We start from the raw sequence: 15,862 nt of genomic DNA, 5'->3' as shown, positions 1-15,862 counted from the left end.
AAATGAGACTTACCGTAAAAGCAAAATTGGCCGGCGCCTTTGGCCTTGTCATCCTGTTGTCCATGGTCGCGGGCGCGGTGGGCTACGTGAAGCTCAGCGACATGGTCGGCACGGCCGAGAGTCTCGTTTCGCGGGCCGGACGCATGGACAAGGCCGCCGAACTCGAAAAGGGCATCCTGCTTCAGGTGCGGGCCGAGAAGAACTCCATCATCGCTTCGGAAAAGAACTATGACCAGTTCGTTGCCGACCTCGCGAAGATTCGCGAGCCGCTGCTCAAGACCAGGGACGAGATCTATGCCGGAGCGACCGACAGGGGCAAAAGGCTGATCGATGCTTTCTCGGCCGCCTACGTCAAGATGAATGCCTATCAGGATGAGACGGTCCGCCTCGCCAAGGTCGACAAGGCGGCGGCGACGGATCGTTCGATGAACGACGGTCGCAAGGTGGTGGCCGACGCGCTGGAAGCCGCAAACGCCTACATCTCGCTCGTCAAGTCGGCGATGGCCGAGCAGACCGAGCAGGCAAGGCAGGACGGGGCGCGCGCCGAGATGCTGTTAGTCATCCTGGTGCTCACCTCGCTCGTGATCGCGGTGGTGGCGGCGACCTGGATTGCGCTCAATATCAGCCGCGGACTCAGCCGTGCCGTAAACCTTGCCGATGCGGTTGCGATCGGTGATCTCAGCCAGAAGATCGACGTTGTCAGCAACGACGAGATCGGCGACCTCGTCAAGTCGCTGAATGCGATGACCGTGAACCTGAACGGAACGGCGGCTGTCGCCAACGAGATCGCGCAGGGCAATCTCACCGTCGACGCCAAGCGCCTGTCGGACAAGGATACGCTCGGCATGGCCCTGGAGCGCATGGTCGAGAAGCTCCGCACGATCGTCGCGGAAGCGCTGACGGCGGCGCAGAACGTCTCGGCCGGCAGCCAGGAGCTCTCGGCCAGTGCCGAACAGCTCTCGCAAGGCGCGACCGAGCAGGCCTCCTCGGCCGAAGAAGCCTCCTCCTCGATGGAGGAAATGGCGGCTAATGTGAAGCAGAACGCCGAGAACGCCAACCAGACCGAAAAGATCGCGGGACAGTCGGCGAAGGATGCCGAAGCCAGCGGCGCCGCGGTCGGCCGCGCCGTCGAGGCAATGCAGACGATCGCCGAAAAGATCACCATCGTGCAGGAGATCGCGCGGCAGACCGACCTGCTCGCCCTGAACGCCGCGGTCGAGGCCGCGCGCGCCGGCGAGCACGGCAAGGGGTTTGCAGTCGTCGCCTCCGAAGTTCGCAAGCTCGCCGAGCGCAGCCAGGCGGCCGCAGCCGAGATCGGCACGCTGTCGGCGGAGAGCGTGAAGGTGGCACAGGAAGCGGGCAGCATGCTGGCCAAGCTGGTGCCTGACATCAAGCGGACGGCGGAGCTGGTGGAAGAGATCACGGCGGCCTGCCGCGAGCAGGATGTCGGCTCGGCGCAGATCAACCAGGCGATCCAGCAGCTCGACAAGGTCGGCCAGCAGAACGCCAGCGCATCGGAGCAGGTCTCCTCGACCTCGGAAGAACTGGCCTCCCAGGCCGAACAGCTGCAGTCGACGATCGCCTATTTCCGTATCGACCATGCAAAGGACAGGCCGGCGACGGCAATGCCGATCGACCGCGCCGTCGGCCAGCTCCGCGCGAAAGCCGCGAGCATGGCAGCCGCCGAGCGCAAGCCCGTCGCCAAGCCGGCACGCGCGCTCAAGGCCGCCGCCGGCGGTGGCTTCGCCTTCGCGATGGAAGACAGCGACGATCGCGACGCCGATTTTCAGCGCTAAAGCATGATCCGGAAAAGTGGGGAACCGATTTTCCGAAAAGATCATGCTCAGAAAAGAAACACGCGGGGCCTGGCCTTCGAGGCGATTCCCCGCGATCTCTGACCGGAAGGACGCAACATGGCCGGCACCGCTCAATATCTGACGCTCGGTCTCGCCGGGGAGACCTTCGGCATCAGCATTTGTAACGTCCGCGAAATCCTCGACATGCGGCCGATTTCGCGTCTGCCGCACGCGCCGCATTTCATGCTCGGCATGATCGACGTGCGCGGCAGCGGCTATCCGATCGTCGACCTCCGGCTGAAGCTCGATCTGCCGAGCGTGCCGGCGACGGAGGCGACGCGCATCATCATCCTGGACGTGCCGATGAACGACCGCCTGGTTGGCGTCGGCTTCGTGGCGGACTGCGTGTTCGAGGTCACCGATATCGACGAGGACTCGATCGGTCCCGTGCCCTCGGTCGGCGGACGCTGGCAATCCGACTACATCGCGGGCATCGGACGCAAGGGAGAAAAGTTCGTCATCATCTTCGATCTCGCACGATTGATGGCCGATGCGGAAGTGTCCGCCGACAAGGCCCGCGTCGACGCATCTGCCGCAGCCTAGATCTGCGACATCGGCGATGCCGGGGGCCGGGGTACATCTATCCGATCGTCAATTCCGCACGATCGCTGAATTGATCGAGGGGCAGGTCGGCATCAAGCTGCCTGCCGGCAAGCGCCTGATGCTGGAAGGGCGGCTGCACAAGCGCGTCCGCGCGCTCAACTATTCCGGGCTCAACGAATATGTCGAGCATCTGTTCGACAATGGCCTGCCCGACAACGAGCTGACCCATCTGATCGATGTGGTCACGACCAACAAGACGGATTTCTTCCGCGAGCCGGCGCATTTCACCTTCTTGAAGGAGGTCGCGGTGCCGGCGCTCCTGAAGCCGCGCGGCCGCGGCTCGCACGGGTTGAAGATATGGAGCGCGGCCTGCTCGACGGGCATGGAAGCCTATACGACCGCGATGGTTCTCGACGACATGACGAGGTCTGGCACAAGGTTCCAGTTTCGCATCCTCGGAACGGACATCTCGACCGCGGTGCTGCGGCTTGCCAAAGCCGCCATCTACACGCGCGACGTCATCGCGCCGGTCCCTTCCGAGTTCGTGAAGCGCTACTTCCTGTCGTCGAAGGACCGATCGAGCAACGAAGTCCGCGTGGTGCCGGAATTGCGGCGACTGACGAATTTCATGCGGATGAATTTAATGGATTCCAGTTATCCGGTGGACCGCGACGTCGACATCATCTTCTGCCGGAACGTCCTGATCTATTTCGACAGGCAGACGCAGCGCAAGGTCGTCGATCAGCTTTGCTCGCACTTACGGCCGGGAGGCTATCTGCTGGTGGGGCATTCCGAATCGATGATCCACAACACGGTGCCGACGTTGAAGCAGGTTCAGCCGACAGTTTTTAGAGTCTAGCGACGTGGAGCGCACGGCAATGCCAAAGCAGAAACTTCGCGTGCTGATCGTGGACGATTCGGCGTCGGTACGCCAAATTCTCACGACCATCCTGAGCGAGGATCCGGATATCGAGGTGATGGCGACCGCCTCCGATCCGTTCGCTGCGGCGCGGCGGCTGCAGAACGAATTGCCCGACGTGATCATCCTCGACATCGCGATGCCGCGCATGGATGGGATCACGTTCCTGCGCAAGATCATGGCGCAGCGCCCGATCCCGGTGATCATCTGCTCGTCGCTCACCGAAGAGGGCTCCGATCAGATGTTCGAAGCCTTCGAGGCCGGCGCGGTCGATATCGTTCCAAAGCCACGGATCGATACCCGGCAGGCGCTGCTGGAATGTTCAAACCGGCTGCGCGAAGCGGTGAAGTCGGCGGCGCGTGCGCGCGTGCGCCCACGCCAGCAGCGGCGCAGCGTCGAGAAGAAGCTGACTGCCGATGCCATCATGCCGCCGCCGATCCAGGGGCGTTCGCGGCCGACCACTGAACGCATCGTCTGCATCGGCGTCTCGACCGGCGGCACCGAGGCGCTGCTCGACGTGCTGGAGGCGCTGCCGCCGAGTTGCCCGGGGATCCTGATCGTTCAGCACATGCCGCAGGGCTTCACCGCGGCGTTCGCGCGGCGTCTCAACGCCGCCTGCCAGATCACGGTGAAAGAGGCGGAGGATGGCGAGCCGGTGCAGCCGGGCTGCGCCTATATCGCGCCCGGCGCGCGCCACATGCTGCTGCAACGAACCGGCCTGCGTTACAGCATCGCCATCAAGGACGGCCCGCCGGTGTCGCGGCATCGGCCCTCGGCCGACGTCCTGTTCCGTTCGGCGGCCCAATATGCCGGCCGCAATGCGCTCGGCATCATCATGACGGGGATGGGCGACGACGGCGCGAGGGGCCTTTTGGAGATGCGCAAGCTTGGCGCGGCGACGCGCGCGCAGGACGAAGAGAGCTGCGTGGTGTTCGGCATGCCGAAAGAGGCGATCGCGCACGGCGCCGTGGAGAAGGTGGTTTCGCTCAACCACATCGCGCGCGAGATCATGCTCTGGCACCAGGCCGGACAACCTGCGCTGACGGAATGATGCAATGACCTCTCCCGACATCCAGACCGGCATGGTTGCTGCGGCAGTTGCCTCCGTCGAGGAGGTGTCGTCCCGCATCGAGGATAGTTTTGCCAAGGTCGGCAATCATCTCGGTCGCGGTCACGCCCTGTTCAAGGAGCTCGAGGGCGCGCTCACCGGCCTCTCGCGCGAAATGTCGGGCGCGGAGATCGAAGGCGCCTCGACGGCGCTTCAGGATATCGCCGGCTGCTTGAACGCGCTGGCCGAGGCACTGCCGGCGGAAAGCGCGCTTCTCGGCCGGATCGGTGAGGACGCCGAGGCCGCATCCGCGCAGATCGCACCGCTCTTTAAGCATATCCAGATGATCTCCATCATCGCGCGGAGCGCGCGCATCGAGGCGGCGTCGCTGGACGGCGAGCGCGACAGCTTCCTTGATTTCACAAAGGAGGTATTCGAGCTCGGGCAATCGGTGCAGCATTCGATCGAAGGCTGCGCGCGCGATCAGAAGCTGCTGTCGGTAGCGGTCGAAACTGCGCTCAACAGGCAGAAGGAATTCGAGAAGCTCTATCGGGGGCAGCTTCTCTCGGCGAGCGCCGGTCTGATCTCGGCCTATAGCGGGATGCGTGAGCAGCAGGACAAGAGCGTCCATCTTGTCGAGCTCGCGGGCAGGAGCACCAAGAAGATCGCCGATGCCGTCGGCAGCGCGATCATCTCGCTGCAGTCGGGCGACAGCACGCGGCAACGTCTGGAGCATGTGTGCGGCGGCTTGCGTCGTGTCGCTGTCGCAGCGGTAAGCACCGTTCCGGCGCTCGAAGCGGATGCCAGTGCGCAAAGAGCCCAGATCATCTGCCAGCTCCAGGCCGCGCAACTCAAGGATGCGGATCGCGAGTTCGGCGATGATATCGGCGCGATCGTCCGTTCGCTGAATGCCATCCTTGCCGATGCGACCGGCGTGGTTGCGCAAGGTCGCTCGGTATATGGCGGCCATGGCGGCGAGGCCCCGTCATTCCTTGCCGTCATCAAGCAAACGCTGGCGCAGGCCTCGGAGCTGATTGCGACCTGCGAGAATTCGGGCAGATCGGTCGATGCTGCCCTCTCCGTCGTCGAGGATACGCTCGGCAAGTTTCGTCTGGCGATCACGGGCCTTGGCGAGGCCGTCGTCGACATCATCCTGATCGGCATGAATGCCAGCCTCAAGGCCGGCCATCTGGGCGTGAAGGGCAATGCGTTCGTCGTGATCGCCAACGAGCTCAAGATGACCGCGGATCAGGTCTCCGCCGGCGCTTCCAGGCTGAAGCCGATCCTCGACCGCATCGAGCGCGCTGCCGGCGATCTCAAGGAGTTGCGCGCTCATGGAAATCCCGCGCAATTGACCAGGCTCGAGCCGTCGATTCTGCAAACGCTGCAGGAGGTCGAGGCCGGCAACGCGCGGCTCGATCGGTTGATGGACCGGCTCGTCCACGAGGGTGCCGAATTCGAGGCCTTGATGGGTGGTGCCCACGATCTGATGACCGCGCTCGGCGAGGCATCCGCGTCCCTCCCGGCTGCTGCCTCGCGCCTCGAGGCGTCGAGCGCAACGATCGGAAAGCTGTCGCTGACTTCGAGCGATGAGGCGGTGCTGGACGATCTGTTCGCGCAGTACACGATGGAACGGGAGCGGCAGGTCCATCGGGACGTCCTGCAGCGCCTCGGCGTGATGTCAAAATCCACGCCGCACCGGCCCGAGCCGGAGGTGCACGACGACGGCGTGCTGCTGTTCTAGAGCATGATCCGGAAAAGTGTGAAGCGGTTTTCCGGCTCATGCTCTAGCCATCTCATCACGCTCGAATAGGCCTTGCCGGGAGCTTGGCAAGAGTAGATTTCTGTCACAAAGAGGCTATATGAGCTAGCTTCCGGCCGAAGCCGCGCCCCTCGCTTGCGAGCCGCTTTGCGGGCCGGATGATTCCACGGAAGACAGGCACGAACGAGATGACCGGATGCTGGCGCGGGGTTCGCTATTGGGCGCGCATGTCGGCGCTGAAGCCCCTCAGCCCGTGCGCGCGATCGTCACGGTAAGCACTGCGCGATGAAATCCTTCGTAACCGATGACGATCCGGATGCCTCGCTGTTCGGGCAGGGCTTTCGGCTGATGCTGTTTCCGGCGATCGTCGGGTTACTTTTCGTGGGCGGCGTGTATTGGCTTCACCTTCAGCTCCACAGGGCTGGCGGGCAGGCCGAGCCGACGGCAGTCGTCGAGGTCCGGCTGTTGCCGCGTCCGGATCCGCTGCCGATTCCCGTGAACCAAGCTTCGCAGTCAACGGCCGTGAACGCAGCAAACCCGGGCAAGGCTCCGACTGAGACGCCGGCCGAGATGTCGCGCAACACGCTCGCGGCACTGCCGGTCGAAGAGACGTCGTCTTCCGAAGCGGCCGTTTCGAGCAGGATCCCGCTGCGTTCTGCGGACGCCGTGCCAACCCCCGCGAAGCTGCAGTTCAGGGACATCCTGGTGCGTCATATCGACAAATTCCAGCGTTATCCGCAGGCCGCCAAGCTGCAGCATCTGCAGGGGACGGTGCTTGCGGTCTTCTCGGTCGGCCGAGACGGGAAATTGCTCGGCGCCTGGGTCAAGACCAGCTCCGGTCAAGCCGTGCTCGATCAGGCCGCAATCGATACCATTCGCCGCGCTCAGCCGCTGCCGCAGATACCGCCGGCTCTTCCCGATTCCATGACCGTGGAAGTCGCGCTCGGCTTCGATCCGTCGTGAGATCCGGGGCTGCCTAGCCCCGTGATGCTTCCGCCGCATCGAACGCCGATCTCGCGATCGCGATCTTCGTCTGGCTTGTCTCCGCCCAAGTGACGAGTTGGGCCACGGGTTCGAGCAGGGATTCGCCGAGCTCTGTCAATCCGTACTCCACGCTCGGCGGCTTGGTCGGGAACACGCGGCGCGTGATCATGCCGTCGCGCTCGAGGTCGCGAAGCGTTTGCGTCAGCATGCGCTTGGAGATGTCGGGGATCGACCGCCGAATCTCGCTGAAGCGATGCGGCCGCTGCGCGAGCACGATCAAGATCAGCGTGGTCCACTTGTCGCCGAGACGATCCAGGATGCCGCGGACCGGGCAAAGCGCGAGGTCGAACTCGCCGCCGCGCCAGGTCTGGAAGCGCTGCCCCAGGCACTCCTGGGCCGACCCAAGGTTATTTTCGCGTAACCCTGTCACCAAAACCTGCCTCCTTCCGCGATCTCCGGTGGCCTCGTATCTAGGCTTGGTCTCTATTTTAGCCCAGGAAGAGGAACATGACAATTTCCGAACGTATCGCCATCACTGGGGCAACCGGCCAGTTGGGCCGCCTCGTCATCGCCGAGCTCTTGCGGATCGCCCCCGGTGCGCATCTGGTTGGCATCGTCCGTGACCCCGTCGCCGCCAAAGACCTGGCGGAGCGCGGCGTCGAGCTTCGCACCGCCAATTATGAAGACCCCGCCGCCGTCAAGGCCGCGCTCACAGGCGTGGACAAGGTGCTTCTGATCTCTTCGAGCGAGATCGGGCAGCGCGTCCGCCAACACGGCCATGTCATCGATGCGGCGAAAGCGACGGGTGTGAAGCTGCTCGCCTACACCAGCATCCTCCATGCGGATACGAGCCCGCTCGGACTGGCGGAGGAGCACCGCAAGACGGAAGCGCTGATCCGCGCATCCGGCGTGCCCTTCGTGTTCCTCCGCAACGGCTGGTACACCGAGAACTACACCGGCAATATTGCCGCCGCCGTCGAGCATGGGGCCGTACTGGGCGCCGCAGGACAGGGCCGCATCTCCCTCGCCGCGCGCGCCGATTACGCCGCGGCCGCAGCAGCCGTGCTCGCAAGCCGCGATAATCAGGCGGGCCAGATCTACGAGCTTGCCGGCGATAATGGCTGCACGCTCGCCGACTATGCCGCTGAGATCGCCAGGCAGTCCGGCAAGCCCGTCGTCTACAGGGATTTGCCGGAGGCCGATTACAAGGCTGCGCTGGTGTCGATCGGTCTGCCGGAAGCCTTCGCGGCACTCCTGGCGGACAGCGATGCCAAAGCAGCCAACGGCGCACTCTATGACGCCTCCAGGCAATTGAGCGCGCTCGTCGGTCGCCCGACGACGCCGCTGGCCGAATCGGTGTCAGCAGCGCTCGCGCGATAGAGGGCCTGTAGCCCGGGTGGAGCGCCAGCGTAACCCGGGGCCGCTCTCGAGCTCAGCAATAACGGCCCGTCATTCCGGGGCGCGCGCAGCGCGAGCCCGGAATCCATCAGGCAGCAAGGGGCGGCGGAGAAATGGATTCCGGGCTCGCGCTGCGCAGCGCCCCGGAATGACGGCAGTGGGCGTGGCGGAACCGGAGTGAATTGACCCGGCCCTGATCGAATGGGTTACGAAGCTGCCGCACAGCCCTGCGGCATGATCACGCCCTCAAGGTCCCGGACCGCCTGGGCATCTATTGCGCTGTGTCAAACGATTGCCCGCCGGCCCGGCCAGAGTCGCCTCCGGACTTCCGGAGGTCTCATCTTGAACAGTGCCCCTGACCTGACCATGGATGACGGCGCGGTCCGCTCGCTCCATCCGCGTGGCGCGTGGACGGTTGCCAATGTCGAGATTCTGGAGCGGCTGTGCGCCGGCATCCAGCCGCGGCTTGCGCATGGCATCCGCAAGATCGACCTGAGCGGTATCACCGCGCTCGACACGGTGGGCGCCTGGCTGATCGAGAAACTGGCGCGCGGCGGAACGACGCAAGCGAGCGAAGCCGAGATAACCGGCCTTTCCGCCAGCTACTCCGGATTGATCGGTGAAGTTCGGAAACTGAACCGCAGGCCGCCGACACCCGCTCGGCGCACCAACGCGCTCGCCGATCTGCTCGAGCGGGTCGGACGTGGCGTCATCGCCGAGACCATGGTCTTCCTCGACATGCTCGGCAGCGTCGGCATCGCGCTGTTCCGGACGCTGCGCCATCCGCGATCGTTTCGCTTCACCTCCACCGTCTATCAACTCGGCCAGGTCGGCTGGCGTGCGATCCCGATCATGGTGCTGATCACGTTCCTGATCGGTGCCATCATCGCCCAGCAGGGCATTTTCCACTTCCGCAAGTTCGGCGCCGATTCCTACGTCGTCGACATGGTCGGCATCCTGGTGCTGCGCGAGCTCGGCGTCCTGATCGTCGCGATCATGGTGGCCGGACGTTCCGGCAGCGCCTACACCGCCGAGATCGGCTCGATGAAGATGCGCGAGGAGATCGATGCGCTCACGACCATGGGCCTCGATCCGGTCGAGGTGCTGATCCTGCCGCGCGTGCTGGCGCTGGTGATCGCGCTGCCGATCCTCACCTTCCTGGGCTCGATGGCTGCGCTCTATGGCGGCGGGCTCGTCACCTGGCTCTATGGCGGCATGGGCCCGGCGATTTTCATCGCGCGGCTGCATGAGGCGGTCTCGATCAACAGTTTCGAGGTCGGCATGATCAAGGCGCCGTTCATGGCGCTGGTCATCGGCCTGATCGCGGCGAGCGAAGGGCTTCGCGTCAAGGGCAGCGCGGAATCGCTCGGGCAGCAGACGACGTCCTCCGTCGTCAAGTCGATCTTCCTGGTCATCGTGCTCGACGGCCTGTTCGCCGTGTTCTTCGCCTCGATCGGAATGTAGCCGTGACCGAAGAACGTATCGCCATCCACGTGCAGGATCTGGTCGTCGGCTTCGGCCGCAAGATCGTGCTCGACCATCTCAATCTCGATGTCCGTCAGGGCGAAATCCTGGGCCTCGTCGGCGCGTCCGGCGGCGGCAAATCCGTGCTGATGCGCACGATCATCGGATTGCTGCCGAAACGCGGCGGCATCATCGAGCTTGCCGAAAACGGCGGCAGGAGCGGCGTGCTGTTCCAGCAGGGCGCGCTGTTCTCGGCGCTGAACGCGCGGCAGAACGTGCAATTCCCGCTGCGCGAGGCCGCGCATCTGTCGCCGTCGCTGCTGGACGAGATCGCCAATGCGAAGCTCGAGATGGTCGGCCTCACCGTCGATGATGGCGACAAGTTTCCTTCCGAACTTTCCGGCGGCATGGTCAAGCGCGTGGCGCTGGCGCGTGCGCTCGCGCTCGATCCTGCGCTCCTGTTCCTGGACGAGCCGACGTCCGGATTGGACCCGATCGCCGCCGGCGAATTCGATTCCCTGATCAAGACGCTGCAGCGGACGCTCGGCTTCACCGTATTCATGGTCACCCACGACCTCAACACGCTCTACGCGGTCTGCGACCGCGTCGCGGCGCTGGCCGACGGCAAGATCGCCGCGCTCGGTCCGCTGAAATCGGTGCTGGAATCCGACCATCCCTGGGTGCGGGCCTATTTCCATGGCGCGCGAGCGCAAATGCTTCATCTCAACGCTTAACGGAACGACATCAATGGAAACGCGCGCACCCTTTATCGTTGTCGGCGCCTTCGTCCTGGCGGCGATCGTCGCCGTGTTCGGCTTCGTCTACTGGCTCAACAACACCGGCGGCATCGGCAAGCGCGAGAGCTACCAGGTCGTGTTCAATGGTCCCGTTCCCGGCCTGCTGGTGGGTGCCCCTGTGTTGTTCAACGGCATCCGTGTCGGCGAAGTCACTTCGCTCGAATTCGTGCCCGACCGGCCGCGTGACGTTCATGCCACCATCGCCGTGCTCGAGCACACGCCGGTGCGCGCCGACACCAAGGTCGGCCTCGATTTCCAGGGCCTGACCGGCGTGCCCGTGGTGGCGCTGGAAGGCGGCGAGCGCATCGATGCCCCGCGCGTGCAAGGGCCGCTGATCGCCGAGAAAGGCGCGGGGCAGAGCATGACGCAGGCCGCGCGCGATGCGCTGCGCAAGGTCGATACGGTGCTCAGCGAAAATTCCGCAACCCTGCATGACGCGATCGGCAACATCGGCACCTTTGCGGACGGGCTGGCGCGCAACACCCCGCGCCTGGACAATATCATCGCCGGTCTCGATCGGACCATGGGCGGCGGTGGCGCCCCAGCGCGCAAGACGACTTTTGACCTCAGCCCCGCCAGCCGGTTCGATGTGCCGGTCCGCCCCTTCAAGGGAACGCTTTCCATTGCCGAGCCGACGGCGATCACCGCGCTGCAGACCCAGCGCTTCCTGTTCGCGAGCGGCGACGACAAGGATTTTGCCGACGCGCAATGGAGCGACGCCCTGCCGCAGCTCGTGCAGGCGAAACTGCTGCAGAGTTTCGAGAACTACGACATCGCCCATCCGCCGTTCCGTCCCGACGCCGCGCCGGAAGGCTCGTCCCGCCTGCTGCTCGACCTCCGCCAGTTCGAGATCGTCACGGCGCCACAGCCGCACGCAGTGATCGCGCTGTCCGCCAAGCTCCTCGATGCATCAGGACAGCTGCGCGCCGCGCGGGTCTTCCAGCAGGAAGCGCCGATCGAGACGCTGGCCCCCGCACCGGCAGCAAAGGCCTTCAACGTCGCCTTCGATGCGCTGGCGCGCGAGTTGATCCCATGGACGGCGGCCCACGAAGCCGAAGCATCCAGGTAGGTCCTGCGAAGCCGATGTGACCGCTATCCGTTGCAACAAACAGCGGATCAGGCGGCTGTTGGTGCGGCGGGCGGTTCCCTGATCATCAGGACGTCGCATGGCAGTTCGGCCATGAGATGTTTGCCGACGCTTGCAATCAGCATTTCGGAGAGCGCGCCGCGCCCCTCGGTGCCGAGCACGACAAGGTCGATGTCCATATCGCGCACGCCTCGGCGCAGCACTTCATCCGGCGTCCCAAGTTCGATGAACGAACGTGCACGCCGCCTGATCGTCTCGCCGCATGTCATTGTCGTGAGGAAGGCCTTGTAGTCCCGCTCGACAGCCTGCTGACATTGCCGTCGATAGGCAGCGGAATCGTGGGCCAACCCGCTCATCGGTATCTCGTAGGCGTGGAATATCATGAGCGCCTGGTCGGGGAAGCAGCGGACCGCGGCCTCGAGTGCATGGCGTGATGAATCTGAAAAGTCGATCGCTGCGGCGATGCGGCCGTAAGCCCGCTGTCCCCTTTTCTTCACGATCAGGATCGGTGTGTGCGAACTGCGAAGCAGGCGATCGACCGTCGTGCCAAGGAAAAGTCGCCCGAACGGCTCATCCCTTGCAACCCCGGTGATGATGAGATCGCATCCTTTCTTTTCGGCGGTGCGCACGATCGCCTCGGCCGGGTCGCCTTCATCGATCACGATGTCGGCCATCTTCGCCAGCGGGCCGATATCGGCCAGCAACTGCTTTGCCGCCACGCTGACGGGATCGGGAGGGCGTCGCCAGGATGGAACGCTCGGATCGAAATCCGCATCCCGAAATTTTTCGAGAACGTGCAGGATCACGAGCTTCGCCTGCCATGACTGCGACAGCAGCACGGCGCGATCGAGCGCGCGGTCGCAGCGGGGGCTGAGATCGGTGGCGAGCAGAATTGATCTCGGCGGTTCTTTGGTCGCGCTTGCTTCGCTCATGTGACGCTACCTTTCAGCCATACGGCCGCTTCGATCGTCTGGGTTCCGGCGCGAGACCGCAACGATCTTGGCTGCGACGTTTCGTTCACCTGCATTCTGCAGCGCCGATCGCGTCGTGTCGATTGACATGGATCATCCCGACAAGCGCGGTTCCCGGTACCAGGAAACGTCATCGCAACGTATCATTGCAGCATGCACAGAAAATCCTCCGATCCGACGATGCACGAGGTACACCGGCAGACGGCGGCGGAGACGGTGGCCGCCCTGCATACCGATGCCGAGCGGGGCCTGAGCAGTGCGGAGGCCGCCCAGCGCCTCGTGCGCGATGGCCGAAACGAATTGGACACAGTGCCACCGCGTCCCGAATGGCTGAAATTCCTCGATCAGTTCACCGACGTGCTGGTGCTCCTGTTGATCGCGGCGGCGGTGATCTCGATCGCGATCTGGCTGAATGAGCACGAAACCGCGCTGCCCTACGAGGCCATCGCGATCCTTGCCATCGTGCTGCTCAACGCGCTCATGGGCTACATCCAGGAGGCCCGGGCGGAGCGCGCCGCAGCCGCGTTGCGTGAGATGTCCGCCGCGCACTCCAACGTAGTCCGCGATGGCGAGCGGCGCAACATCCCGGCGGCGGAGCTGGTGCCGGGCGATATCATTGTCATCGCGGAAGGCGACACCATTCCGGCCGACGCCCGGCTGATCATGTCAGCCGCGCTGCAGACGGCGGAAGCCGCGCTCACCGGCGAAAGCCTGCCGGTGAGCAAGCTTGTCGCCCCGGTGGCGGACAAGGCCGAGCTCGGTGACCGGCACAACATGATCTTCAGCGGGACCACCGCGGTCTATGGGCATGGTCGTGCGGTGGTCACCGCTACGGGGATGCGGACCCAGATGGGCCGGATCGCCGGCATGCTGCGGGAGGCGCCGCAGGAGGCCACGCCGTTGCAGCGCGAGCTCGCGCGCGTCGGCAAGGTGCTTGCGATCACGGTCGTGCTGATTGCAGTGGCCATGATCGGCACGATCTTTCTCGTCAGCGACATCAACGGCTTCTCCGAGATTTTCGCGGTGCTGCTGCTCGGCGTGGCGCTGGCCGTCGCCGCGGTTCCGGAAGGGCTGCCGGCGGTGGTTACCGCCGTGCTGTCCATCGGCATGCAGCGGATGGCGAAGAAGAATGCCATCATCCGCCGTCTCGCCGCCGTGGAAGCGCTCGGTTCGGCGACCGTCATCGCATCCGACAAGACCGGCACCTTGACCAGGAACGAGATGACGGTGCGCCGGGTCGTGACGGCGAGCGGCTGCACCAATCTCTCCGGCACCGGCTACGCGCCGGAGGGCGACGTGCATCTTGCCAGTGATGCGTCGGACAGCAGCGCGCTGCAGTTCGAGCTCGAGCGCACGCTGACGGCGGCCGAACGCGCGAACAACGCGCTGCTGGAGGAACGTGATGGCGCCTGGATCGTGCAGGGCGATCCGACCGAAGGCGCATTGATCGTGGCCGCATGCAAGGCAGGCCTGATCCCTGCCGCGCTCGATCAGCGCTTCGAGCGGATCGGCGAGATTCCGTTCTCGTCCGAGCGCAAATTGATGAGCACGGTGCATACGGATGCCGAGCGGCGCGACCGCCTGATCGCGGTGACCAAGGGCGCGCCCGATGTCCTGCTCGCGCGCTGCACCCACGAACTCGTCGGACGAGATGCGGTCGCGCTCACCGATGCGCGCAAGTCGGAGATCATGGCGAGCAATGATGCGCTGGCCGCGGAAGCGCTGCGGACGCTTGGCGTCGCGTTCCGCTCGCTTCCGGCAGAAAGGTCGCAGCATGATGCATTCGATGAGAACGTGGAGCAGGACCTGGTCTTTCTCGGCCTGATCGGCATGATCGATCCGCCGCGCCGGGAAGCGCGCGATGCGGTCGCACGGAGCCGGGCGGCAGGCATTCGCCCCATCATGATCACCGGCGATCATCCCAAGACCGCGGCGATTATCGCCGCCGAGCTCGGCATCATCACGTCAGGCCAGCGCGCGGTGTCCGGCGCCGAGCTGGAGGCCATGACGGAGCAAGAACTCGACCGCATTGTGGAGGAGGTCTCGGTCTATGCCCGCGTCAATCCCAGTCACAAGCTGCGCATCGTGCGGGCGCTACAGCGGGCAGGGGAAACCGTGGCGATGACCGGGGACGGCGTCAACGATGCCCCGGCGCTGAAGGCGGCCGACATTGGTGTCGCCATGGGGGTTACGGGCACCGACGTCTCCAAGGAGGCGGCCGACATGGTGCTCGCCGACGACAATTTTGCCACCATCGTCGCCGCGGTCGAGGAGGGGCGCGCGATCTTCGACAACATCCGGAAATTCCTCCGCTATCTGCTGTCGTCGAATATCGGCGAGGTCTTGACGATGTTCTTCGGCGTTGTGCTGGCCGATACAATCGGACTTTCCGCCGCCAGCGGTGTCGTCGTGCTTCCGCTCTTGGCGACGCAAATCCTCTGGATCAACCTGGTGACCGACGGCGCGCCCGCGCTCGGCGTCGCCGTCGACCCCGCGGACCCCGCCATCATGCAGCGCCCGCCGCGCCCGCGTGATGAGGGCGTCATGACGCTGACGATGTGGGGCGGGATTTTCCTGGTCGGGATCATCATGGCGGTTGGCACATTGCTGGTGCTGGACGCCTCACTCCCGGGCGGCCTGATCGAAGGTTCAGGCACGATCGCCTATGGGCGCACCATGGCCTTCACGACGCTGGTGCTGTTCCAGCTTTTCAACGTCTTCAACGCCCGCTCCGACGAGCTCAGCGCATTCCATGGCCTCTTCACCAATGGCTGGCTCTGGGCGGCAGTGGTGTTTTCGCTCCTGCTGCACGCGCTGGTTGTTTATGCGCCCTTCCTCCAGGAAGCGTTCTCGACCGTCAGCCTGGGTACCGGCGACTGGCTGTTCTGTGCGGCGGTTGCAAGCTCGGTGCTGTGGCTGCGCGAACTGAGCAAGCTCGTGATCCGCGGGTTCGGCGGCCGTTCGAGCCGCCATTTGGCGCCCCGATGACCGGCAAACACGCAATGTAGCCGCAATCCAGCGGCTCTATGGAAC

13 protein-coding genes are annotated in these 15,862 nt (G+C 64.7%); 11 read left to right on the top strand and 2 right to left on the bottom strand.

Translation table 11 applies throughout. The features are described 5' to 3' along the window. Nucleotides 1-2 precede the first annotated feature (2 nt). From AC5ZG5_RS16885 to AC5ZG5_RS16860, 6 genes are all read left to right on the top strand, one after another. Complete coding sequence (locus AC5ZG5_RS16885; protein ID WP_456642844.1) at nucleotides 3-1,796, top strand: methyl-accepting chemotaxis protein; 1,794 nt, start codon at nucleotides 3-5, stop codon at nucleotides 1,794-1,796. A 117-nt stretch (nucleotides 1,797-1,913) separates the two neighbouring features. Continuing rightward, on the top strand, nucleotides 1,914-2,399 hold the full coding sequence (locus tag AC5ZG5_RS16880) for a chemotaxis protein CheW (RefSeq protein ID WP_456642845.1): 486 nt from the start codon (nucleotides 1,914-1,916) through the stop codon (nucleotides 2,397-2,399). A gap of 16 nt (nucleotides 2,400-2,415) precedes the next feature. Next, on the top strand, nucleotides 2,416-3,258 hold the full coding sequence (locus tag AC5ZG5_RS16875; RefSeq protein ID WP_456642846.1) for a CheR family methyltransferase: 843 nt from the start codon (nucleotides 2,416-2,418) through the stop codon (nucleotides 3,256-3,258). Between the two features lie 19 nt (nucleotides 3,259-3,277). After that, the gene (locus AC5ZG5_RS16870; protein WP_456642847.1) at nucleotides 3,278-4,369 is read left to right on the top strand and encodes a protein-glutamate methylesterase/protein-glutamine glutaminase; all 1,092 of its coding nucleotides are present in this window, start codon (nucleotides 3,278-3,280) and stop codon (nucleotides 4,367-4,369) included. Between the two features lie 4 nt (nucleotides 4,370-4,373). Next, nucleotides 4,374-6,110 (top strand): chemotaxis protein, encoded by a 1,737-nt coding sequence (locus AC5ZG5_RS16865; protein WP_456642848.1) that lies wholly within the window; start codon nucleotides 4,374-4,376, stop codon nucleotides 6,108-6,110. 303 nt (nucleotides 6,111-6,413) lie between these two features. Then, entirely contained in the window at nucleotides 6,414-7,091 is a 678-nt protein-coding gene (locus AC5ZG5_RS16860) for an energy transducer TonB (RefSeq protein ID WP_456642849.1), read from the top strand. A gap of 13 nt (nucleotides 7,092-7,104) precedes the next feature. Here the strand turns inward: AC5ZG5_RS16860 and AC5ZG5_RS16855 are convergent, their stop codons facing one another. Further along, nucleotides 7,105-7,542, bottom strand: a complete 438-nt coding sequence (locus AC5ZG5_RS16855; protein WP_456642850.1) for a winged helix-turn-helix transcriptional regulator — start codon at nucleotides 7,540-7,542, stop codon at nucleotides 7,105-7,107. Nucleotides 7,543-7,619: 77 nt separating this feature from the next. Here AC5ZG5_RS16855 and AC5ZG5_RS16850 point away from each other — a divergent pair, with 77 nt between their 5' ends. The 4 genes from AC5ZG5_RS16850 (at nucleotide 7,620) to AC5ZG5_RS16835 (ending at nucleotide 11,840) form a co-directional block, all read left to right on the top strand. Continuing rightward, on the top strand, nucleotides 7,620-8,492 hold the full coding sequence (locus AC5ZG5_RS16850; RefSeq protein ID WP_456642851.1) for an SDR family oxidoreductase: 873 nt from the start codon (nucleotides 7,620-7,622) through the stop codon (nucleotides 8,490-8,492). Nucleotides 8,493-8,876: 384 nt separating this feature from the next. Then, nucleotides 8,877-9,974 carry an MlaE family ABC transporter permease gene (locus tag AC5ZG5_RS16845; RefSeq protein ID WP_456642934.1) on the top strand — a complete coding sequence of 366 codons (1,098 nt, stop codon included), beginning with the start codon at nucleotides 8,877-8,879 and terminating at the stop codon, nucleotides 9,972-9,974. 2 nt (nucleotides 9,975-9,976) lie between these two features. Next, complete coding sequence (locus AC5ZG5_RS16840; RefSeq protein ID WP_028167201.1) at nucleotides 9,977-10,708, top strand: ABC transporter ATP-binding protein; 732 nt, start codon at nucleotides 9,977-9,979, stop codon at nucleotides 10,706-10,708. Between the two features lie 13 nt (nucleotides 10,709-10,721). Beyond that, nucleotides 10,722-11,840, top strand: coding sequence for an ABC-type transport auxiliary lipoprotein family protein (locus AC5ZG5_RS16835; RefSeq protein WP_456642852.1), 1,119 nt, complete (start codon nucleotides 10,722-10,724; stop codon nucleotides 11,838-11,840). 47 nt (nucleotides 11,841-11,887) lie between these two features. On the opposite strand, the gene AC5ZG5_RS16830 is transcribed toward AC5ZG5_RS16835, so the two are convergent. Further along, on the bottom strand, nucleotides 11,888-12,790 hold the full coding sequence (locus tag AC5ZG5_RS16830; protein WP_456642853.1) for a universal stress protein: 903 nt from the start codon (nucleotides 12,788-12,790) through the stop codon (nucleotides 11,888-11,890). Nucleotides 12,791-13,009: 219 nt separating this feature from the next. Between AC5ZG5_RS16830 and AC5ZG5_RS16825 the strand changes: the two genes are divergently transcribed. Then, a complete protein-coding gene (locus tag AC5ZG5_RS16825; RefSeq protein ID WP_456642854.1) occupies nucleotides 13,010-15,817 on the top strand; it encodes a cation-translocating P-type ATPase in 2,808 nt (935 codons plus the stop codon). Nucleotides 15,818-15,862: the final 45 nt, after the last annotated feature.

Source organism: Bradyrhizobium sp. Ses1, from assembly GCF_059512365.1.
This window is presented reverse-complemented; position numbering and strand designations above follow the sequence as displayed.